Genomic DNA, 22,745 nt, shown 5'->3' with positions numbered 1-22,745 from the left:
CCGCAAAATTACGAATTGGAAGGGGATTTATGTCCAAAAAAAGCAACATACATCCCAATTTTATCAAACGGAAATTAACAAAGTCGAAACTGTCGTTAAATGCTCTATATTTGAAACTTAAACCCCACCTGCACACTACCTGTGCGACTTTTTCGTTTATAGATAATTGTTTTTTGGCATAGCTATTGAACACGATCAAACAACCAATACACCATCATCATGAAAAAAATTCTACTCTTGACCACTATTTTGACGATTGCCGCCTGTGGGGGCGTCAAGAAGACCCAAGAAGCCCTGAACACCGGTAACTATGTTACCGCCATGGACAAGGCCATAAAGAACTTAGCGGAAAACAAGACCAAAAAGGGCAACCAGGAATACATCACCCTATTGGAAGAGGCCTTTGCCAAAAATGCGGAAAGGGAAGAACAGGAAATTGCCTTTTTGCAGAACGATGGCAATCCTGCCAATCTGGAGACCATCTACAACAAATACATACAGTTGAAACGGATACAGGAACGCATCAAGCCATTGTTGCCCCTCCGCATCAACGACCAAGGACGAAATGCGAAGTTCCATTTTGAGAACTACGACAACGACATCCTGAACACTAAGGACCAACTGTCCGAGCATTTGTATGAAAATGCCATCGGCCTATTGAAAAGTGCCAAGTACAAGAGCGACTATCGTGCCGCCTATGACGACTTGAAGTACCTGCAGGAAATCAATCCCGGGTACAAGGAGACCGTAGCCAAAATGGACGAGGCCTACAACAAAGGACTGGAGTTCGTTCGGGTCGAAATCGGAAACCTGACCGAGCAGATCATCCCTGAACGGTTGGAACGAGAACTTTTGGACTTCAATGCCTTTGGCATCGACAATTTTTGGTTGCAATACCACACCAATCCATTGGCCAACGTGAAATATGATTACGCCATGAACCTTGACTTCATGGAAATCAATGTTTCGCCAGAGCGTGTGAACGAGACCCAGATCATCAAGGAAAAACAGATTGTTGATGGTTGGGAATATTTGTTGGACCGTAACGGTAACGTGGTCAAGGACAGTTTGGGCAATAAGATCAAAGTGGACAAAATGCGTACCGTGACCTGTAAATTCTTCCAGTTTACCCAGACCAAAAGTGCCCAGATTGGGGCCAAGGTGCGGTTCACCGACCTGAAGAACGGACAGGAGATCAATGCCTACCCCCTATCCAGTCAATTTGTTTTCGAGCATATCTTTGCCAACTATCAAGGGGACAAGAGGGCCTTGGAGAACGATCTTCTGGTGTACCTGAATGCCAGGGAAGTCCCTTTTCCCTCCAATGAGCAAATGGTGTACGATGCCGGGGAAGACCTCAAAGCGAGGCTCAAGGGCATCATAGCAAAATACCAGTTTAACTAAATCTTTAAAAAGAGGTTGTCAAAAACAGAAAATTTCAACTTTGTCAGGTTGAACCTGCCTTTGTCGGCAGACAGGCGCAGTCGAAACCCCTTGATTGTTACTGACATTTGAGGTTCTCGACTGCGCTCGAACTGACATTTGTCTTTTTTATGGACTATTATAGATATTTTGAAAGTTCTAGATCTGCAATGGCACCATGGGATGTGTGGAAAATCACCTTCCCATTTTTCAGGATCAGCAATTGGGGCGACTCATGCCTTACCCCAAACCTGTCCGCAATCACATTGGAGAGATCTCTATGTGCCTGGATGGTCAAAAAATAGGGATCATAATCCAAAGTAGGATCATACGAACCGTTGAAGATCTTTAGCACCATGCTGCTGATACCGCAGGTGGATGAGTGCTTGAAGATTACCTGTGGCCGCTCCTTGGAATCAGCTTCCATCGTTTCCAATTGTTCCAGGGATTCCAGAAAAATCCATGGTATTTTCTTATCTTGAGGTTCGGTCGGCTCCTTCTTTCCGAAGATACTGTCAAATATTCCCATGTTGCAAATTTACGGGATAAGTCGGGAAGGATAAAAAAGCTTACATCTGACGAAATGTCTTGTGTTTTCTGGGTTTTTCAGACATTTTGACGGTAACCCACAGATGGTAGGATTGTTGACATATCAGAAAAAAACAACGACTATGAACTTTAATAATTTTACCATAAAATCACAGGAAGCCATTCAACGGGCCCAGCAATTGGCCCAGGAATATGGTCACCAACAAATTGAGAACGAACACCTCTTCAAGGCCATTGCGGAAGTGGACGAAAACGTACTTCCCTTCATCTTGAAGAAATTGAACGTGAACGTGAACCTGCTCAACCAAATCCTGGACAAGGAACTCCAGAGCTTTGCCAAGGTATCCGGTGGGGAGATCATGCTTTCCAGGGAAGCGGGAAAAACAGTGAACGAAGCGAGTATCGTGGCCAAGAACATGGGCGATGAATTTGTTTCCATCGAACACCTTTTGCTGGCCATTTTTAAATCAAAGAGCAAAATAGCCCAAATCCTAAAGGATCAAGGTGCCACGGAGAAAGATTTGACAGCCGCCATCCAAGAATTGCGCAAAGGCGGTAAGGTGACCTCACAAAGTGCCGAGGAGACCTACAACTCCTTGGATAAATATGCAAACAACCTCAACCGTCTTGCAGACAGTGGAAAATTGGACCCTGTGATCGGGCGTGATGAAGAAATCCGAAGGGTTTTGCAAATTTTGTCCCGAAGGACCAAGAACAACCCCATGTTGGTGGGTGAGCCCGGTGTGGGTAAGACCGCCATTGCCGAAGGTTTGGCCCACCGTATTGTACAGGGCGATGTCCCCGAAAACTTGAAGGACAAGATCATTTACTCCCTGGACATGGGTGCATTGATCGCCGGGGCCAAATATAAAGGTGAATTTGAGGAGCGATTGAAGGCCGTCATCAAGGAAGTTACCTCATCCGATGGGAATATTGTGCTCTTCATTGACGAGATCCATACCTTGGTGGGTGCCGGGGGCGGACAAGGTGCCATGGATGCTGCCAACATCTTGAAACCAGCTTTGGCCAGAGGAGAATTAAGGGCCATTGGAGCGACCACACTGGACGAGTACCAAAAATATTTTGAAAAGGACAAGGCTTTGGAGCGTAGGTTCCAAAAAGTAATGGTGGACGAGCCCGATACCGAGAGCGCCATCTCCATTCTTAGGGGCATCAAGGAAAAATACGAGAGCCATCACAAAGTCCGCATCAAAGACGAGGCAGTGATTGGTGCCGTGGAACTTTCCCAACGCTATATCACCAACCGTTTCTTGCCCGATAAGGCCATCGACCTTATGGACGAAGCAGCATCCAAACTTCGCATGGAAATCAACTCCAAACCCGAAGAACTGGATGTACTGGATCGGAAGATCATGCAATTGGAGATTGAGATAGAGGCTATCAAACGCGAAAACGACAAAGCCAAATTGCAGACCTTGAACTTGGATCTGGCCAATCTCAAAGAAGACCGCAACGAGATCTTTGCCAAGTGGGAAAGTGAAAAAACAGTGGTGGACAACATCCAAAAGACCAAAGAGGACATTGAAAACTACAAATTGGAGGCCGAACGCGCCGAACGGAACGGGGACTACGGAAAGGTGGCCGAACTACGGTATGGAAAAATCAAGGAAGCCCAGGAGAAACTGGAAAAACTACAGGATGAACTTGCAAGCCAACAGACCGCTGGCACCTTGATCAAAGAGGAGGTCACTTATGAGGACATTGCCGAGGTAGTGGCCAAATGGACAGGTATCCCCGTGACCAAGATGATGCAGAGCGAACGCGAAAAACTCCTGAAACTGGAAGATGTGCTCCACAAGCGCGTAGTGGGCCAAGACGAGGCCATCATTGCCGTTTCGGACGCCATACGAAGAAGCAGGGCCGGATTGCAGGATTCCAAAAAACCCATTGGCTCCTTCCTTTTCTTGGGAACCACCGGGGTCGGTAAGACCGAGTTGGCAAAAACCTTGGCAGCCTATCTGTTCGATGACGAAAATGCCATGACACGGATAGACATGAGCGAATACCAAGAACGCCACTCCGTGAGCCGACTGGTAGGTGCACCTCCGGGGTATGTGGGCTATGACGAAGGAGGTCAGTTGACCGAGGCCGTGCGAAGAAAGCCCTATTCCGTGATCTTGTTGGATGAAATTGAAAAAGCGCATCCGGACACCTTCAACATCCTGCTACAGGTTTTGGACGAAGGTAGATTGACCGACAACAAAGGTCGGGTGGCGGATTTCAAGAACTCCATCATCATCATGACAAGCAATATGGGCAGCCACATCATCCAAGAGAAGTTTGAAGACGCCGTCGACTTGGAAAGTGCTTCGGAAGCTGCAAGAATTGAAGTGATGGGATTGTTGAAACAAAGCATTCGCCCAGAATTCTTGAACCGAATAGACGACATCATCATGTTCGCACCTTTGAACAAGTCGGACATCAAGGACATTGTGAGACTGCAATTGGACGGTCTGAAGAAAATGTTGGACAAGCAGCACATCACCTTGGATGCGACCGAGGAAGCCATCGCTTATCTGGCCAAAAAAGGGTTCGATCCCCAATATGGCGCCAGACCCGTAAAGCGATTGATCCAGAAGGAGGTGCTGAACAACCTCTCCAAGGAACTGCTCTCCGGAAAAATTACGACCGACAGCATTGTTCTCTTGGACAGTTTTGACGATCAGTTGGTGTTCCGGAACCAAAATGAGTTGGTGGAATAGTTTCCACTATCATCCACATAATGAAACCTTCTCCAAAACAATGGAGGAGGTTTTTTTATTTGTCACATTCCAAAGCATGTTGTTTGAAATCCAAAACGATCGGGGCATATTTCATTTAAATCCTTATTTTAGCTTCAAACACAGCTCCTAAATATGCCACTCATCATTGCCGTTCTGGGCATCCTTTTGCTCTTTCTTTTGATTGCCAAATTCAAGTTGAATGCCTTTCTGTCCTTTATCATTGTATGCCTTTTTGTTGGGGTTTTTCAAGGGATGGAGCTCGGAAGCCTGGTCTCGTCCATCCAACGGGGCATTGGGAACACCTTGGGCTTTTTGGTATTGATATTGGGGCTTGGTGCCATGCTGGGCAAACTGGTCGCCGATAGTGGGGCCGCCCAACAGATCACCACCCAACTGGTGGCCAAATTTGGTATAAAACATGTGCAGTGGGCCATGGTGGTCACAGGTTTCATTGTGGGCATCCCCATGTTCTATTCGGTAGGCTTCGTGATCCTGATCCCTTTGGTATTTACCGTTGCCATTTCCACCGGACTGCCCTTGCTCTATGTGGGATTGCCCATGCTCACCTCACTTTCGGTGACCCACGGGTACCTCCCGCCCCACCCTGCACCCACGGCCATTGCGGCCATGTTCAATGCGGATATTGGAAAAACATTGCTGTACGGGCTCATCATTGCGGTTCCCGCCATTATTGTGGCCGGCCCTCTCTTCGCCCGTACCATCAAAAAAGTGGAGGCCAAACCCTTAAAGGAATTTTACAACCCCAATATCATCCCGAAGGAAGAACTACCATCGACCTTTACCAGTATTTTTACTGCTTTGTCACCCATATTGCTGATAGGCATTGCCATTGCCGCGGAACAATTTCTGGAAGAAGGCAAGCTTAGGGAAGTGCTCATGTTCATTGGAAATCCCGTGATTGCCTTGTTGATTTCCGTATTGCTGGCCATTTACACCTTGGGATTGTCCAAGGGTAAGTCCATGTCCGCCATCATGGCTTCCGTTTCGGCATCCGTGTCCAGCATCACCATGATTTTATTGATCATTGCAGGCGCAGGGGCATTGAAAGAAGTGTTGATCGACAGCCATGTAAGCGATTACATTGCCGATAGCCTAAAAGGCTCCAGCATATCGCCCTTGGTGCTGGCCTGGGTCATCGCCACGGCCATCCGGGTCAGTGTGGGGTCGGCCACCGTTGCAGGTTTGACCGCCGCTGGAATCGTGCTCCCCTTGGCATCAGGCACCGGCACCAGCCCCGAGTTGATGGTCCTTGCCATAGGCTCTGGCAGTTTGATGCTTTCCCATGTGAACGACACCGGTTTCTGGATGTTCAAAGAATATTTCAATCTTTCGGTAAAGGAAACCCTATCCACTTGGACAGTTATGGAAACCTTGGTCGGTATTATGGGACTTATCGGGGTTTTGGTTTTAAATACAATCATCTAAACATATGAACAGTACACCTTCAAAACGAGTTGAGGAATTGAACCTTCAGCTCCCACCTGCCCCACCACCCGCCGGGGTATATAGACCCATTTTGGTCGTCGATAATTTTTTATACGTATCAGGTCAAGGTCCCGTCCAGCTCGATGGTTCCTTACTGATAGGCCGTGCCGGGGACGATCTTGATGCCGACCAGGCCAAATTGGCGGCCAGACAGGTAGGATTGACCATGCTATCCACCATCATCACCCATTTTGGGAGCTTGGACCGCATCAAAAGGGTCGTAAAAGTGCTGGGGATGGTCAACTCCACCCCAGATTTTGGGAAACAACCCTATGTCGTCAACGGATTCAGTGAATTAATGGCCGATGTTTTTGGAAAAGAATGGTATTGGCGTACGGAGTGCCGTCGGGATGATGCTTCCTGGCAATATTCCCGTGGAGGTCGAGGCCATGTTCGAACTTCATCCCTAGCCCCATGTTCATATTTGATGTGCACTTGGACCTCTCCATGAACGCCATGGAGTGGAACCGCGACCTGAGGCTCCCTGTTTCCGAAATACGGGAGCGGGAAAAGGGAATGACAGACAAACCCGACCGTGGCAACAACACGGTTTCTTTCCCCGCCATGCGCGAGGGCCATGTAGGCCTTTGTGTGGCCACCCAGATTGCCCGTTACGTCAAGAAAAACAACCCACTTCCCGGTTGGCATTCCCAACACCAAGCCTGGGCTCAGACCCAAGGACAATTGGCATGGTACAAAGCCATGGAAAATGAAGGCGAAATGGTCCAGATCAAGGATTTGGAGGGTTTGGACAATCATTTACAACTTTGGCAAAGCGAAAAGGAGCATAAACCCATAGGATACATTTTGAGCCTGGAAGGAGCCGATTCCATCGTGGACATGGGCTATTTGGAAAGATCGTATGAAGCCGGTCTGAGGGCCATCGGTCCTGCACATTATGGTCCGGGAATCTATGCCCATGGCACGGATTCCGTTGGAGGCATCGGCGCAAAGGGAAGGGAACTCTTGAAAAAAATAGAGGAACTCAACCTCATTTTGGATGCCACGCATTTGTGCGATATGAGTTTCTGGGAAACCATGACGGCCTATAACGGTCCGGTCTGGGCCAGTCATAGTCTTTGTCGGAAGTTTGTGGACCACAACCGACAGTTTACGGACGAGCAGCTCAAGGAATTGATCCAGAGGGAAGCCGTGATCGGGATGGTATTGGATGCCTGGATGATGGTCCCCAATTGGATCCGGAGGAAATCCGACCCAAAAACTATGGGGGTCTCACTCGAAATCATGGTGGACAACATAGACCACATCTGTCAGTTGGCCGGGAATACGAATCACGTGGGTATTGGTACCGATTTGGACGGCGGTTTCGGAACAGAACAGGGGCCCTATGATGTGGACACGATTGCCGATCTGCAAAAAATCCCCGAACTGTTGTCCCAAAGAGGATATACGGCAGTTGATATTGAAAAAATCACCAGCCAGAACTACCTCAATTTCCTGAGAAAGGTCTGGAAATGATGGTGATAAACCCTTCAAAACCCCTATCATTTCATTTTTGGAGCAGGTAAAGCGGTCCAACACTGTTAAAATAACGGCTTTTAAGCTGCTATAATACCAAACAGTATTGTTTTTTTATATCTTCGTTTTACCCGAACCAACCAGTACCACCATGTCCAAAAAAGCAGAACGCACCACCGCCTATATCATTGAGACGGTAGCCCCAATCTTCAACAAACACGGATATATTGGAACCAGCATGAGCGCCCTCACCGAGGCCACAGGTCTCACCAAAGGTGCCATTTATGGCAATTTTGAGAACAAGGAAGCCCTTGCCCTCTCTGCTTTTGAATACAACCGGAACCAATTGCTGGACGCTATAGATGAACAATTGGACGCCGAGGAAGACTCCCTTGGAAAATTGTTTTCCCTTATCAATTTCTATAAGCAATATGACGTATTCACCCTTCCGATGGGCGGATGCCCCATTTTGAATGTTGGGGTTGACGCACAGGGCAACAACACCCTGTTGGCCGCTGCGGTAAAGGAAACCGTCAAGGACATCGAAGGAAAAATAGCCCTGGTGCTGGAAAATGGGGCCAAACAGAACGAATTGTACCTTCCTGTGCCCCCGTTACAGTTTGCCAAGCAGTTGTTCACCATGATCCAAGGGGCCGTTGCGATGAGCACCATTACCCGCGACCGCAAATATCTCATCAACACACTTACCTATCTGGAACATTTGGTACGGAAGGAAATCAAGAAATAGACTCTTCACCCGGTTCAACTTGCTTTTAGATTCCATCTCTCAGCATAGCATCTCCCCCAAACCATAAGCACGCATACGATAAAATGAAAATTAAACGTTACTTTTAAATCAAATAAACAAAAACCTCGGGGAACTCTTAGATCAGAACTATGCGAACCATCAAACCTCTAATTGCGCTTGCAATTTTAATCGTTGGAAGTATCAGCTGCAAAAAAGATACGAAAATTGCAGAAGACCCGATCATATCCACTTTCTATTTTATCCGACATGCCGAAAAGGACAGGACCGACCCCGAAAACCCTGATCCCGAACTGAACCAGGACGGACTCAACAGGGCCATCAGGTGGGCAGAGGTGTTTGACCCCATTCCGCTGGATGTGATTTACTCCACCAACTACGAACGGACTTCCATGACGGCAGCCCCCACATCGGTCAAGAAAAACATCGATGTGAAATATTACGAGCCCAATGCCGTGGACATTGAGGAATTCAAATTGGTGAATGAAGGAAAAAACGTGCTGGTAGTGGGCCATAGCAATACCATACCTGCTTTCGTGAACCGCATGATCGAGGTGGAAAAATACGAAGACATGGACGACAACGACAACAGCAGTTTGTTCATTGTCCGGATCATTGACGGTGTCCCGACCGACATCCGTTTGAAAATGGATTAATCGTTCTGCACCTCGATGTCCGTTATCTCTATTTTGGACAAAAGTTCCAATTCTCCCTTGTCATATAACTTTCCTATTTCTAGAATATTCGAATCCTTGGTCTTGGGTTTGTAATTTTCATAATCCACAAAACGGATACCGTCCACATAGCGCTCATTATATGCTTTTCTGAAGCGCTGCCCACCCCCATCCACATGGAAGTCATAGGCCAAGTAATCAGGTTTAAAAGTTTCTGTATCAAACCAATAGATATATGTGTCTTCAAAATCATCACCACCACCTTGCTGGTCAAAGGTCACTTTGATTTTATAGTATTCCTTTCCACCGATGGATTCCTTCCCTAGTAATTCCTTGTTCACGGCCGCATCGTTCAACCCGAAGGGCAATCGCACAAAATAATGCACAGAATTGATGGAATTGGCATATTTGATGGCCATGGAATCGGGCACAACCACCAAGGAATCGTTCATGTATCTTTCAAAACCAGTCTCCTTTTTCACATCGGTGATGGTCACCGAATCCAATCGGGAAATCCGTTCGAACACCCGCTTCCCATCTTCATTCCTGGATATATATTCCTTATCCCTGAAGAAAAAAGAAGTCCCATGATCATTGTAGAGGAGTCCACCGCTGGCGGCAATCGACTTGTCCACAATCTCTTGGGCAGTTGGTTCTTCTGTGGGGGTTTCTTTGCAGGCAAGGAATAGCAATACGAGGAGGGGGAGTAAAATTCTTTTCATGGATCAGATTTGATGTATAATCGTAAAATCTAATGCAACATTACAATTTTCTTGGCCAAGAGTTTATATTTTTGCGCACAATGCAGAAAAACATCAACATAAAGAACAAAAGGGCCCGGTTTGATTATGAGATCCTGGACACCTATACCGCAGGGATTGTTTTGGGTGGTACTGAGATAAAATCCATCCGGTTGGGAAAGGCCAACCTGTCACAGAGCTTTTGTGAGTTCAATGACAAGGGAGAACTTTTTGTGGTGAACATGCAGGTGGACGAATACAGCCATGGCAGTTACTACAACCACAAACCCAAGGCCGAACGTAAATTGCTCCTCAACAAAAGGGAACTGAAAAAACTGCGGAAAGAAGTCACTACAACCGGACTGACCATAATCCCCCTCAATCTTTTCATCAATGACAGGGGTTTGGCCAAGGTGAACGTAGCTCTTGCCAAAGGAAAAAAACTCTACGACAAACGGGAAACCATAAAGGACCGTGACAGCAAACGCAATCTGGATCGCGTGAAAAAGAGTTTCAACGACTGATCGGTTACTTGGTTATTTGGAGTTTGATGTCAGAAGTCCGAAGTCGGAAGTCAGTTACTGTCAATTGGGTTGTGTTCGATTTTCTTGAACTTCACACTTGAGCTTGAACTTGACACTTGACACGTGAACTTGAACTTGACACTTGAAAATCAATTCTTGTCCTCGAGCAAGGGTACGAACCGAAAGGCCCCCAACTCCTGCTTTTGGAACTCCTTCTCAGACTTTCGCACAAAAAGGGTCATGACCTGCTCATCCACCCCAACAGGAATCACCAACCGCCCCCCTACTTTCAACTGGGACATCAAAGGTTTCGGTACTTCGGGAGCGCCGGCTGTTACGATGATACTATCAAATGGGGCTTCTTCCGGCAGACCTTTGTAACCGTCCCCAAAAATCATTTTTTTAGGTCGATAGCCCATTTTGGTAAAAAACAGTTTGGTTTTTTTGAAGAGTTCCTGTTGACGCTCAATCGTATATACCTTGGCTTTCAAATCCAACAGAACGGCAGTTTGGTAACCGCTCCCCGTCCCTATCTCCAGCACCTTGTCGTTGGGTTTCACTTGGAGCAACTCGGTCTGAAAAGCCACGGTATAGGGCTGTGAAATGGTCTGGTCCGCCCCAATGGGAAAGGCCTTGTCTTGATAGGCATGGTCCTCAAAACCACTGTCCAGGAACAAATGTCGTGGTATGGTCTTTATGGCATTCAACACTTTTTTGTCCGTTATTCCCTTGGCTTCCAATAGTTCCGCCAATTTGTTGCGCATGCCCCTATGCTTGAGCGTATCCTTCATCGTCTTTGGTCTGGTCCACGAATTTAAAAAGTTCCCCAATACTTTACCGCCAGTTCGGACCTAATTTTTGTGGAAGAGTGGTATCATATCCTTATTTTTGACAAAAACAGGTATTATGCTTAAAGTTGGTGTCCTCGGCGCGGGACATTTGGGTAAAATCCATCTCAGACTGCTGAACCAGTCAGAAAAATATGAGCTTGTGGGCTTCTACGATCCCGACGAGATCAACGCAAAAAAAGTGGCTGCCGAATTTGGCTATACCCATTTCGAAAATATCAACAACCTGATGGACGCCGTGGATGTGGTGGACATTGTGACCCCCACACTTTCCCATTACGAATGCGCCAAAAAGGCCATTGGCAAGGGAAAACACATTTTCATTGAAAAACCCATCACCAATACCTTGGAAGAGGCCCAAGAATTGCTCCAACTTTCCGAAAAACATAAGGTAAAGGGGCAAGTGGGACATGTGGAACGTTTCAATCCGGCCTTTTTGGCAGTGAAGGACAACATCCAGAACCCCATGTTCATCGAGACGCACCGCTTGGCGGAATTCAACCCCAGAGGGACCGATGTGCCTGTAGTTTTGGATTTGATGATCCACGATATCGACGTGATCCTCAGTGTTGTGCCTTCCGAAGTGAAACAGATCAACGCCAGTGGGGTTTCCGTCATCAGCAATTCACCGGACATTGCCAATGCCCGAATCGAATTTGAAAATGGCTGTGTGGCCAACCTTACCTCCAGCCGTATCTCACTGAAGAACATGCGGAAATCGCGCTTTTTCCAGAAGGACGCCTATATTTCAGTCGATTTTCTGGAAAAAAAGGTAGAAGTGGTAAAAATGAAGGACGCTCCCGAACAGCCCGGTGATTTTGACATGATATTGCAAAATGCCGAAGGGGAGAAAAAACAGATCTATTTTGAAAATCCCGAAATCGATGTGAACAATGCCATTTTGGACGAACTGGAAACCTTTGCCGATGCCATCCACAACGATACCACACCGGTCGTGAGTTTGGAACAAGGCACCAAGGCCCTGAAAGTGGCCCTACAGATCATTGAATCGTTCAAAAAACAATAAGTTTTTGTCCCGTCCTTCGACTGCCCCTTCGACTTCGCTCTGGGTGACAGCTCTGGGTGACAGTTCTAGATGACAAAACTGACAACACGATAACTACAACAACAATGGAAAAAATAGCAGTGATCGGTGCAGGGACCATGGGCAACGGAATCGCCCACGTTTTTGCGCAAAACGGATTTAAAGTAAACCTTATCGATATTTCCCAAGCGTCGCTGGACAGAGGGTTATCCACCATTTCCAAAAATTTGGACCGCATGCTGGCCAAAGAGGCCATTGACGAGCCCAAAAAAGAGGAGACCCTTTCCAACATCTCCACTTTCACCGCTTTGGAAGAAGGTGTTTCCGATGTGCAATTGGTCATCGAGGCCGCTACGGAAAACCTCGACATCAAACTGAAGATTTTCAAGGATCTGGACCAAACCTGCAAAGCAGGGACCATTTTGGCCACCAATACGTCCTCCATTTCCATAACCCAAATAGCCGCGGTCACCAAGAGACCCGAAAAGGTCATTGGCATGCACTTCATGAACCCCGTGCCCATTATGAAACTGGTGGAGATCATACGCGGGTACAGCACTTCGGACGAAGTGACCCAGACCATCATGGAGCTGTCCAAAAAGTTGGGCAAGACACCCACCGAGGTCAACGATTATCCGGGATTTGTGGCCAACCGCATCTTGATGCCGATGATCAATGAGTCCATTGAGACGCTCTATAACGGCGTTGCCGGGGTTGAAGAAATCGACACCGTGATGAAATTGGGCATGGCCCACCCGATGGGGCCGTTACAATTGGCAGACTTTATTGGGTTGGATGTATGCCTTTCCATTTTGAACGTGATGTATGACGGTTTCAAAAACCCAAAATACGCCCCCTGCCCCCTATTGGTAAACATGGTGATGGCAGGAAAACTTGGTGTAAAATCAGGGGAAGGCTTTTACGACTATTCCGAATCCAAAAAAGCGGAAAAGGTGTCGTCCCAATTCAACTAGACTGCATGGCGACCATAAGACCGTTCAGGGCCATCCGTCCCACCAAGGACAAAGCTTTTTTTGTGGCCTCGCGCTCCTACGAGGAATATGGGCCGGATGAACTGCACGCAGTACTCCAGCACAATCCCTTTTCGTTCCTGCACATCATCAATCCTGGGTTCAAGTTTGAAAAGAACATCACGGGAAAGGAACGCTTTCACTTGGTCCGCAACCGTTACTTGGAGTTTTTGGAGGAGCATATCCTTCAAAAAGATGGGGAAGCGGGCTTTTATCTGTATCAAATTGAAAAAGGGGATTTCAAGAGCTTGGGGTTTTTCTGTGCCTGCAGTGTTTCCGATTACCGCAACGGTACCATCAAGAAGCATGAGGACACCATCCAACAGCGCGAAGCACTTTTTGCGGATTACCTTCACACCGTTGGTTTCAATGCGGAGCCCGTTCTGATGACCTATCCCGACAATGATCTGATCAATGCAATTTTCCAACGAAAAATACAGCGGGAACCTGAGTACGATTTCACCTCCACGGACCGCGTAAACCACAAACTTTGGCGGATTTCCTATCCCGAAGGCATTGAAAAATTGGAAAAAGCCTTCGAACAGATGGACTCCCTTTACATTGCCGACGGACACCACCGAAGTGCCTCTTCCAATCTTTTGGCGGAATACAGGGAAGCCGAGAACAAATTCCACACGGGAAGGGAACCTTATAATTATTTTATGGCCTACCTCATTCCCGAGTCCCAGATCAGGATCTATGAATTCAACCGCATGGTCAAGGACCTGAACGGCTATGCCAAGGAGGAGTTCCTGGTCCAACTGGACAAACATTTCAGAATCGAGAAACGGGACTATGGGCTGTGCAGGCCAAAGCAAAAACATGAATTCAGCATGTATTTGGAAGGAACCTTCTATTCGCTGCACCTGCGGAAGACTCAATACCCCTTTACGGATGCGTTGAGCCAATTGGACACGCAAATCCTGTTCAAGACCATTTTGGAGCCCATTTTGGGCATCAGTGACCTCCGCAACGATGAGCGGATATCGTATGGCTGCGGGAGGGACAACCTCATCCGGATGAAGGAAAGTGTGGACAAGGGCGATTTTGCCGTAGGGTTCAGTTTGGTGCCCACGACCATTGAAGAAATCAAGGCCATTGCCGATGCAGGTTTGGTAATGCCCCCAAAAAGCACGTATATTGAACCAAAGCTCCGCAGCGGGCTTGCCATTTATGAACTGTAAGCTATGTCGATAAAAGATAATCTCCACCACATCAAATTCGAATTGCCCGAAGGGGTCACCTTGGTCGCTGTATCCAAGACCAAACCCAACGAAGACATTTTGGAAGCCTACGAAGTGGGACAACGGGTGTTCGGCGAAAACAAGGTGCAGGAGATGGTCCAGAAATGGGAAGAACTGCCCAAGGACATCGAATGGCACATGATCGGACATTTGCAGCGAAACAAGGTCAAGTATATGGCAGAGTTCGTGTCGCTGGTCCACGGGGTGGACAGCCTAAAACTGCTGAAAGAAATCGACAAACAGGCTGAAAAGCACCATCGGACGATTTCCTGCTTGCTTCAAATACACATTGCCGAAGAGGACACCAAATTTGGCTTGGATGCCACTGAACTCGAAGAACTGCTTGGGTCCGACGACTTCAAATCCATGAAAAATGTGAAAATCGTAGGGTTGATGGGCATGGCCACCTTTACTTCGGATGAGGCACAGATCCGAAAGGAATTTGCGCAACTGAAATCCATTTTTGATGGATTACGGAAAAAAATGCCCGGTATTTCCATCCTTTCCATGGGCATGAGCGGTGACTATACCATCGCCATTGAAGAGGGTAGCACGATGGTGCGCATTGGAAGTAGTATATTTGGGTCAAGGAACTATTCATAAAATTCAAGGATTTTCATGTACGCCATACTCGATATTGAAAGCACGGGAGGAAAATACAATGAAGAGGGCATCATGGAAATTGCCATACATCGCTTTGATGGACATCAAGTGGTGGACCAGTTCATCTGCTTGATCAATCCAGAAAGGGAAATCCAGCCCTTTGTCTCGAAGCTCACGGGCATCAACAACAAAATGCTCCGCTCCGCCCCCAAGTTCCATGAGGTGGCCAAACGGATCGTGGAGATTACCGACGGGGCCGTCATTGTGGCGCACAATGCCCAATTCGACTACAGGATCCTCCGGACCGAGTTCAGGCGCCTAGGGTACGATTACCAACGAAAGACCCTCTGCACGGTGGACCTTTCCAAACAATTGATTCCGGACGCCGAATCGCACAGTCTGGGCAAACTGGCCCGTTCGCTCGGAATCGCCACAAGCGACCGTCACCGGGCCAACGGGGATGCGCTGGCCACGCTAAAATTGTTCAAATTGCTGTTGGGCAAGGACACGGACAAAAACATCATCACGGAGGTCATGCGCGAAGAGACCCATGGGGAGCTATCGCCCAGCCAGTTGGACATTGTGCTGAAACTCCCGTCGGAAACCGGGGTGTATTATATGTATGACAAGGACGGGGAGATTATCTTTATCGGCAAGACAAAGAACATCAAAAAAAGGGTCAACCAACACTTCACCAATGTAGGAAGTCTGGCCAGAAGGCTGCAAAAAGAGACAAAGAAAGTGGCTTATGAGACCACGGGCAGCGAATTGGTGGCCATTTTGAAAGAATACCTCGAATCGTTCAAGAACAAACCAAAGTACAACAACAATCCCAGGAAAAAGCTTTTTTCGCACATCATTAAACCTGAACAAAACGGCACAGGATACATTACCCTCAAAATTGAAAAGAGTAAATCCCTTGGAGGCGACAAAATGGCGTTCAATGGATTGGCTTCCGCCAAAAGTTTCTTGGATAAGATACGGTCCGAATTTGAGCTTTGCCCCTGCTCCATCGACGGACATGATCAGGTCCCAAATGAAAACGTCACCGTTGAAGAGTGCAACGCCAAAATCCTATCCGCTCTGGAAAAATACAGCACCCACGACAAGGACATGGTCATTTTGGACCGGGGGCGCCAAACTGGCGAGCGCAGTTTTATTTTGATTAAATCCGGTGTGCTACAAGGGTATGGCCATGTGGAACTCAATTATCAGATCCATAATATTCCTATCTTGGAATCTATTATGACGCCAATGTCCGGTGATGAAAATACCACTTTCATCATCCAATCCTTTTTGAGAAAGAGCAATGCACCGAAAACCATTGCACTAAACCCAAAACCGTGAAAACATATAGGCCACATAGCGGATGGAAGAGCAAACTTCATGAAATCATCTATGAAGCGGACACCCCTGCGGGAAAACTCTTCGACATTGTACTGTTCTTCCTGATCATCATCAGTGTGATCCTGGTCATGTTGGAAAGCATTGATGAGGTGGACCAAAAGTACCACAGATTGCTCCTGACCTTGGAATGGTGCATCACGATATTTTTCACGCTGGAATACATTGCCCGCCTCATCAGCATCAAAAAACCGTGGAAGTACGTCTTCAGCTTTTATGGCATCATTGACTTTCTATCCACCATTCCGTTGTACCTTTCCTATATTCTGGCCGGTTCGCAAGTGCTTTTGGCGGTACGGGCCTTCCGGTTGTTACGGGTCTTCAGGATTTTGAAATTGGTGAAATTCATCGGCGAGGCATCCCAACTGCAATCGGCCCTTAAGGCCAGCCGGACCAAGATTGCCGTGTTCATCTATGTGGTTTTGATCCTGTCCGTCATTTTGGGCACCTTAATGTACCTTATCGAAGGTGATGAAGCAGGGTTTACCAGCATTCCCCGAAGCATTTACTGGACCATTGTCACCCTCACCACGGTCGGTTATGGTGATATTGCTCCCCAGAATCCTTTGGGCCAATTTTTGGCCACGGTGATCATGATCTTGGGATATGGAATCATTGCGGTGCCCACAGGGATTGTCACTGCCGAGTTTTCCCGAAACGGCAAAAAGGGTGAAGGGGATTCCAACATGGTCCACGTGAACACACAGGCCTGCCCCAATTGCTCGGCCGAAGGCCATAGGGACAATGCCACCCATTGTTATAACTGCGGACATCCATTATGAGCCAAAAAGTCCTGTTAGCAGTGGTCGGCCCTACAGCCATCGGAAAAACTTCACTGGGCATTCTGTTGGCCAAACATTTTCAAACGGAAATCGTTTCTGCGGATTCCCGGCAGTTCTTCAAGGAAATGGAAATAGGCACGGCCGTGCCCTCTCCATCGGAACTGAATGAAGCCACCCATCATTTCATCCAGCACAAGAGCATTTTTGAACCGTACTCCGTGGGCGATTTTGAACGCGAGGCCATGGAACTATTGGAAAAACTCTTCCAAACACATGACATTGTGGTCATGGTCGGTGGTAGTGGGCTGTATGTGGATGCCGTGGTGAACGGACTGGACGAATTTCCCGAAGTGGGCCCCGAAATCCGTACCACGCTCGACCAAAAATTGCAACAGGAAGGTCTGGAATCCCTCCAAAATGAATTAAAGGATAGGGACCCTGAGTATTACAACACAGTGGATTTGGAGAATCCCCACCGACTGATCAGGGCATTGGAGGTTTGCATTGCGAGCAATAAACCCTATTCCTCATTCTTGGGCCACAACAGACCCGTAAGACCTTTCAAAACACTCTATATCGGTCTTGAAGCACCGAGAAGCATCATTTATGAACGGATCAATGCACGGGTTGACCTGATGATGGAATCCGGATTGCTTGAAGAAGCCGAAAAATTGTACCCACACAGAACACGGAATGCCTTGCAAACAGTTGGCTATAAAGAACTTTTTGAATATATTGACGGGCATTGCTCCCTGGAATTTGCCGTTTCGGAGATCAAAAAAAACACAAGGCGTTTTGCCAAGCGGCAATTGACCTGGCTCCGAAAAAACGAGGACATTCTCTGGGTGGAGCACCATATTGAACCCAACAAGATGCTTGAACAGATCACCAACCGACTCAAAACCATGACCCATGCTTAAAAACAAAAGGGTATTGATCGTTATGGGAGTGAGCGGTACCGGGAAAACGACCATTGGGAAATTGCTCTCTGAAAAGTTGGAGTACCCATTCTTTGATGGGGACGATTACCATCCCGAAGAAAATGTAAAAAAAATGAAGGCAGGCCATCCCTTGGATGACGATGACCGAAAAGGTTGGCTTCTTCGTTTGAACCAATTGGCGCTGGAACACAAAAAATCAGGAGCGGTGATTGCCTGTTCCGCCTTAAAAAAGAACTATCGGGGCCTTTTGAGGGCCGGTATGGGAAACAAAATCAAGTTCATTTTCCTGAAAGGTTCGTTTGAACTCATCAAATCGAGGCTGGAAAACAGAGAAGGGCATTTTATGCCCTTGGAGCTGCTACAATCGCAATTCGATACCTTGGAAGCTCCTTCAAAAGCCCTGTCCGTCTCGGTGGAGGACAGTCCTTCCGAAATTGTCGAAGAAATCATAAGGCAACTTAAGTGAACTAGTCCTTTTTGTACCTATAAAAAAACCACCGCTATGGGTGGCTTTGTATTTTATGGTTATGTTTCTTACTGGTTTTCGGCCTTGACCACCAAACGGAAGCCTTCCCCGTGGATGTTCAAGATTTCAACCATATCGTCACGCTTAAGGTATTTTCTCAATTTGGCTATGTAAACGTCCATACTTCGTGATGTGAAGTAGTTGTCGTCCCTCCAGATTTTGGTCAGGGCCAACTCGCGGGGCATCAGGTCGTTTTCATGGAGTGCCAATAAACGTAGCAGCTCGTTTTCCTTGGGCGACAATTTGATGGGTTCCTCTTCTTTGTATTTGAGGAAGCGTAGTTTGGAGTTCAAGTGGAAGTTGCCGATCTGGAACTCAAACTGTTTACTGTCCGCCAAGGTGCTGGATGCTTTTCTTTGAAGTATCGCCTTGAGTTTCATCAACAACACTTCAGAGTCAAAGGGTTTGTTGAGATAATCGTCAGCTCCCGCCTTGTACCCTTTCAGCACATCCTCTTTCATGGTCTTGGCGGTAAGGAATATGATGGGAACGTTCTCGTTCTTCTCCCGGATTTCCCTTGCCAGGGTAAAACCGTCCTTGTAGGGCATCATCACGTCCAGGATACAGACGTCATAATTGTCCTTTTTGAACTTTTCAAAACCTTCCATCCCGTTTTTGGCCAGAACGACATCAAAATCGTTCATGTTCAGATAATCCTTCAGGACAATCCCAAAATTGGGGTCGTCCTCTACCAATAGTATTTTCTTTTTTTCTGTTTCCATAGTTTGCTTTTAGATCAAGGGGAGTTTTATAAAGAACGTGCTTCCTTTTCCTTTTTCGCTCTCCGCATAAACTTCGCCTTGATGATCTTCAATAATTCGTTTTACATAGGCCAATCCCAATCCATGGCCTTTCACATTGTGTATGTCACCGGTATGCTCCCGATAGAATTTTTCGAACACTTTTTTGAGTACGGCCTTGCTCATGCCCGCTCCCTGGTCCCGCACTTTTATAATGATATTGTTCTTCGCCACTTCGGTGAAGACATCTATTTTGGGTGTTTCCGGGGAATATTTGACCGCATTGTCCAAAATGTTCACGATCACATTCGTCATGTGCATATCGTTTGCCAAGACTTCCGATCTTTCCGCATCCAAATGGGCGTTCACATAACCGCCCCTATCCTGCACTATCAGCTCCACATGGGCAATGGCATCCCCAATGATATCGTGCATATCCACCCTGTCCTTGTTGATGTCCAACTGGTTTTTTTCTAATTTGGATATTCTCAAGACATTTTCCACTTGGGCGTGCATGCGCTTGTTCTCGTCCCTGATCATCCCCAAATACCTCAACACTTTTTCCTTGTCCTCAATGGACTTTGGGTTTCGAATGGCTTCCACGGCAAGGTTGATGGTGGCAATGGGAGTCTTGAACTCATGGGTCATATTGTTGATGAAGTCCGACTTGATCTCCGAAATCCTTTTCTGCTTGATCAATTGATAGATGGCACTGGTGTAGGTAATCATGATCACAAGGGTAAAAACCAAGGACAACAGGGCCATTCCCATAATCGACCTGAAAATGAACTTTTTCATGGTCGGGAAGGTCAACAACAGCGAGAAATTGGTATTACCTTCTATATCCCTGAAAATGGGTGCCTCGTACATTTTCACTCCGGAGAACTTGAATTTTCTGGACCTTATCTTGGTGGGATATCCTTGACTGTACACCCCATATTCAAAGTCGATGTTGATGTTCCTGTTTTTCAGTTCCTGACTGAGGAGCAGTTCCAATTCCTGTGGGGACACCCTTTTGTGTATCGGGGTGGTCTTGGCATACTCCATGATGACATCTTCAAAGGCAATCCGGTCCACCATGCTCAGGTTACCAATTTTTTCGTAGCGCTGCATGGGTGTAAGCCCATAACTCTTCCCGTCCAGCCCGAATTCCTCTTTGTACACGGCCTTGGTTCGCTTGGTCGTATAGTTTCTGATCGTAGTGGAATCCTCTCCGTTTAAATTGTCATTATCAAAGAACGTAGATGATACGTTGTAATCTTCCTCAAGAATTCCGTGGGAATAAAAAAGAATCTCGTCGGAGTTCACATCACGGTCCACGAACAAGAAGTTTTTGAACTGTGTGCTCTTCGGTTTGACACTATCCACAATGGGGGCCAAGCGGTCCGAATATTGTTTGATTTCCATCATCTCCACCCTGTCCGCCACTTTATCCAATATATCCGTGACCGTTCTAGAGAACTGTTCTTCTTTGTCGTTTATGGATGTCCGTATCCAATAAACCTGAACGAAAATTATCCCTAAAAGGGACAAACTCATCAGAATGACCAGAAGAACGAATAGCTTCTTGTTCATTGTGCCAAAATTAAAAATTTAACATTTAGACCTTTGGGCGTTTAACCTAACCTTAACAAAAATGTTAAAATTTGGTTGCCATTTCCATAAATCTGATGTGAAGTGCCTTGACCGTATCAGCCGTGGATCCCAAATCGAGGTTCTCGATGCAGAAATCGGCCAGGTCCAATTTATCGGCATCGTCCATTTGGTTTTTCATGCGTTCCAACACAGCTTTTGGCCCCACTCCATCCCTTTTCATGACCCGCTCCAAGCGCACGTCCAAGGGGGCGGTCACCAAAATGGTATGGTCGTATTGTTCCTGTGAGCCATTTTCAAAGATCAAAGCAGTTTCCTGTATCACATAGGGAGCAGTTTGGTCTTTAACCCAATCCTTAAAGTGCTGTCTCACTGCCGGATGTACGATCGCATTCAGCTTTCGCAGCAATTCTGGATCCTTGAACACCTTCTCCGCAACGAAACCCCTGTCCAACACGTCTTCATTGTATGCACGTTTTCCCAAAAGGTCCGTTATGGCTTCCTTGACCTCGACGGAGGACACCATCAATCGTTTAGCCTCGGAATCCGAATCGTACACGGGCACCCCCAGCTCCCTGAACATTTCGGCCACGGTACTTTTCCCACTGCCAATCCCGCCTGTCAACCCAACGACCATCATAATTGTTTCAGTATAAAATTCACTGTGCTGCCTTCCTGCAGCCTTACATCATACACATTTTCAGGTCGTTCGGTGATTCTCAAAAACAGGGCGCTCCCTCCGGTATCCTTCCCTTGGTCGTAATCTGCGACAACTTTAAAATCAGTCTTGGAAATCTCCTTCAGTCGTTCTATGGTAGCCTTGCAGACCACGGTCACCTTATTGGGAAAAACCTGTACTTGGTATCCTTCGGGAATGTTCAACACCTCCACCGGTACTTCGAACAGCTTCTCAGAAAACTTGGAGACCTTACCGGAAACCACGGCCTTGTTGATTGAAAAAACACTGTTCTCCAACCCTTTTGGTAATTTTAGGGGCACTTCCCTTGAGAAATCATTGGAAACGTTTGCCAACTGCAAAAGCGAGGTCATAACCTCTCCAATGGTGTCGATTTCCTTGCTGGGCCCTTTGACCACTACATGGTCGGGCGTGACCTTGACTTCCCCGTCCAACAAATAATTTTGTTCGAACTGGATCTCCAAACTTGCTTTGATGGGGATTTCCCTGGATGCCACACGGTACATGTCCACGACCAGTTCACTCCTGTCCAGGTCCAATATCGACACGCTCTGGGATAGTTCCAGATCCATTTGTTTTCTCAATTCTTCCCTGGTCAGCAGATATTTGCCATTCCGATACACCGCTTGGGACACATCCACATCAATCTGTTTCTTGAAAAAATTATGGTACAGGAATTGAAACCCGCTGGCACGGATTTTCGCCTCGATCATGTCCTCCGAATTTTTGCCCAACATAAGCGTGTCCGGCAAATTGCTATATGAAATGATGAAATTGGTCCTCGATTCATAGGTTTCGGACAAATTGCTGATGAACCACGATAGAAAAGAGCATAACAGGAACAGTGAGAATACTTTCACTTTCCTTTGGTTAAGCCTGCTACGCAA

At 47.0% G+C, this 22,745-nt stretch carries 22 protein-coding genes and 1 pseudogene; 16 read left to right on the top strand and 7 right to left on the bottom strand.

All coding sequences use genetic code 11. The annotated features are described in order from the left end of the window. Nucleotides 1-219: 219 nt before the first annotated feature. Nucleotides 220-1,404: a hypothetical protein gene (locus tag SD450_RS15740; protein ID WP_318345411.1), complete on the top strand. Its 1,185-nt coding sequence runs from the start codon at nucleotides 220-222 to the stop codon at nucleotides 1,402-1,404. 157 nt (nucleotides 1,405-1,561) lie between these two features. Here SD450_RS15740 and ytxJ read toward each other — a convergent pair whose 3' ends face one another. Beyond that, on the bottom strand, nucleotides 1,562-1,951 hold the full coding sequence (gene ytxJ / locus SD450_RS15735; protein ID WP_318345410.1) for a bacillithiol system redox-active protein YtxJ: 390 nt from the start codon (nucleotides 1,949-1,951) through the stop codon (nucleotides 1,562-1,564). Between the two features lie 142 nt (nucleotides 1,952-2,093). Here ytxJ and clpB point away from each other — a divergent pair, with 142 nt between their 5' ends. The 6 genes and pseudogenes from clpB (at nucleotide 2,094) to SD450_RS15705 (ending at nucleotide 9,122) form a co-directional block, all read left to right on the top strand. Then, complete coding sequence (gene clpB, locus SD450_RS15730) at nucleotides 2,094-4,694, top strand: ATP-dependent chaperone ClpB (RefSeq protein ID WP_318345409.1); 2,601 nt, start codon at nucleotides 2,094-2,096, stop codon at nucleotides 4,692-4,694. A 153-nt stretch (nucleotides 4,695-4,847) separates the two neighbouring features. Next, nucleotides 4,848-6,161 carry a gluconate:H+ symporter gene (locus tag SD450_RS15725; RefSeq protein ID WP_318345408.1) on the top strand — a complete coding sequence of 438 codons (1,314 nt, stop codon included), beginning with the start codon at nucleotides 4,848-4,850 and terminating at the stop codon, nucleotides 6,159-6,161. A gap of 4 nt (nucleotides 6,162-6,165) precedes the next feature. Beyond that, nucleotides 6,166-6,631, top strand: a pseudogene (locus SD450_RS15720) (RidA family protein). Between the two features lie 4 nt (nucleotides 6,632-6,635). Further along, entirely contained in the window at nucleotides 6,636-7,700 is a 1,065-nt protein-coding gene (locus tag SD450_RS15715) for a dipeptidase (protein WP_318345407.1), read from the top strand. 151 nt (nucleotides 7,701-7,851) lie between these two features. Beyond that, entirely contained in the window at nucleotides 7,852-8,448 is a 597-nt protein-coding gene (locus tag SD450_RS15710) for a TetR/AcrR family transcriptional regulator (RefSeq protein ID WP_318345406.1), read from the top strand. Between the two features lie 149 nt (nucleotides 8,449-8,597). Next, entirely contained in the window at nucleotides 8,598-9,122 is a 525-nt protein-coding gene (locus tag SD450_RS15705) for a SixA phosphatase family protein (protein WP_318345405.1), read from the top strand. Here SD450_RS15705 and SD450_RS15700 read toward each other — a convergent pair. Next, nucleotides 9,119-9,862, bottom strand: a complete 744-nt coding sequence (locus SD450_RS15700; RefSeq protein WP_318345404.1) for a DUF6503 family protein — start codon at nucleotides 9,860-9,862, stop codon at nucleotides 9,119-9,121. The two genes, SD450_RS15705 and SD450_RS15700, sit on opposite strands and share 4 nt — an antisense overlap. Nucleotides 9,863-9,942: 80 nt before the next feature. Between SD450_RS15700 and smpB the strand changes: the two genes are divergently transcribed. Then, the gene (smpB, locus tag SD450_RS15695) at nucleotides 9,943-10,404 is read left to right on the top strand and encodes an SsrA-binding protein SmpB (protein WP_318345403.1); all 462 of its coding nucleotides are present in this window, start codon (nucleotides 9,943-9,945) and stop codon (nucleotides 10,402-10,404) included. A 149-nt stretch (nucleotides 10,405-10,553) separates the two neighbouring features. Here smpB and SD450_RS15690 read toward each other — a convergent pair whose 3' ends face one another. Beyond that, entirely contained in the window at nucleotides 10,554-11,195 is a 642-nt protein-coding gene (locus SD450_RS15690; protein WP_072882639.1) for a protein-L-isoaspartate(D-aspartate) O-methyltransferase, read from the bottom strand. A gap of 115 nt (nucleotides 11,196-11,310) precedes the next feature. On the opposite strand from SD450_RS15690, the gene SD450_RS15685 reads away from it, so the two are divergent. The 8 genes from SD450_RS15685 to SD450_RS15650 all read left to right on the top strand — a co-directional run bounded on the left by SD450_RS15685 (nucleotide 11,311) and on the right by SD450_RS15650 (nucleotide 18,768). After that, entirely contained in the window at nucleotides 11,311-12,279 is a 969-nt protein-coding gene (locus SD450_RS15685) for a Gfo/Idh/MocA family protein (RefSeq protein WP_318345402.1), read from the top strand. 104 nt (nucleotides 12,280-12,383) lie between these two features. Beyond that, entirely contained in the window at nucleotides 12,384-13,271 is an 888-nt protein-coding gene (locus SD450_RS15680) for a 3-hydroxyacyl-CoA dehydrogenase family protein (protein WP_318345401.1), read from the top strand. A gap of 5 nt (nucleotides 13,272-13,276) precedes the next feature. Continuing rightward, nucleotides 13,277-14,512 (top strand): DUF1015 domain-containing protein, encoded by a 1,236-nt coding sequence (locus tag SD450_RS15675; protein ID WP_318345400.1) that lies wholly within the window; start codon nucleotides 13,277-13,279, stop codon nucleotides 14,510-14,512. A gap of 3 nt (nucleotides 14,513-14,515) precedes the next feature. After that, a complete protein-coding gene (locus tag SD450_RS15670) occupies nucleotides 14,516-15,175 on the top strand; it encodes a YggS family pyridoxal phosphate-dependent enzyme (protein WP_318345399.1) in 660 nt (219 codons plus the stop codon). A 15-nt stretch (nucleotides 15,176-15,190) separates the two neighbouring features. Then, entirely contained in the window at nucleotides 15,191-16,522 is a 1,332-nt protein-coding gene (locus SD450_RS15665; RefSeq protein WP_318345398.1) for an exonuclease domain-containing protein, read from the top strand. Then, nucleotides 16,519-17,361 (top strand): ion transporter, encoded by an 843-nt coding sequence (locus tag SD450_RS15660; protein WP_318345397.1) that lies wholly within the window; start codon nucleotides 16,519-16,521, stop codon nucleotides 17,359-17,361. The genes SD450_RS15665 and SD450_RS15660 overlap by 4 nt, the downstream gene beginning before the upstream one ends. After that, nucleotides 17,358-18,281 carry a tRNA (adenosine(37)-N6)-dimethylallyltransferase MiaA gene (miaA, locus tag SD450_RS15655; protein ID WP_318345396.1) on the top strand — a complete coding sequence of 308 codons (924 nt, stop codon included), beginning with the start codon at nucleotides 17,358-17,360 and terminating at the stop codon, nucleotides 18,279-18,281. Before SD450_RS15660 ends, miaA begins: the two co-directional genes overlap by 4 nt. Next, nucleotides 18,274-18,768 (top strand): gluconokinase, encoded by a 495-nt coding sequence (locus SD450_RS15650; protein WP_318345395.1) that lies wholly within the window; start codon nucleotides 18,274-18,276, stop codon nucleotides 18,766-18,768. Before miaA ends, SD450_RS15650 begins: the two co-directional genes overlap by 8 nt. A 68-nt stretch (nucleotides 18,769-18,836) precedes the next feature. Here the strand turns inward: SD450_RS15650 and SD450_RS15645 are convergent, their stop codons facing one another. The 4 genes from SD450_RS15645 to SD450_RS15630 form a co-directional block, all read right to left on the bottom strand. Continuing rightward, nucleotides 18,837-19,550, bottom strand: a complete 714-nt coding sequence (locus tag SD450_RS15645; RefSeq protein WP_072882624.1) for a response regulator transcription factor — start codon at nucleotides 19,548-19,550, stop codon at nucleotides 18,837-18,839. A gap of 9 nt (nucleotides 19,551-19,559) precedes the next feature. Then, on the bottom strand, nucleotides 19,560-21,143 hold the full coding sequence (locus SD450_RS15640; RefSeq protein WP_318345394.1) for a sensor histidine kinase: 1,584 nt from the start codon (nucleotides 21,141-21,143) through the stop codon (nucleotides 19,560-19,562). A 64-nt stretch (nucleotides 21,144-21,207) separates the two neighbouring features. Further along, nucleotides 21,208-21,801: a dephospho-CoA kinase gene (coaE, locus tag SD450_RS15635; RefSeq protein WP_318345393.1), complete on the bottom strand. Its 594-nt coding sequence runs from the start codon at nucleotides 21,799-21,801 to the stop codon at nucleotides 21,208-21,210. Beyond that, the gene (locus SD450_RS15630; protein ID WP_318345392.1) at nucleotides 21,798-22,718 is read right to left on the bottom strand and encodes a CdaR family protein; all 921 of its coding nucleotides are present in this window, start codon (nucleotides 22,716-22,718) and stop codon (nucleotides 21,798-21,800) included. The genes coaE and SD450_RS15630 overlap by 4 nt, the downstream gene beginning before the upstream one ends. Nucleotides 22,719-22,745 lie beyond the last annotated feature (27 nt).

Origin of the sequence: Flagellimonas baculiformis, assembly GCF_033441575.1 — a bacterium.
GTDB lineage: Bacteria > Bacteroidota > Bacteroidia > Flavobacteriales > Flavobacteriaceae > Flagellimonas > Flagellimonas baculiformis.
This window is presented reverse-complemented; position numbering and strand designations above follow the sequence as displayed.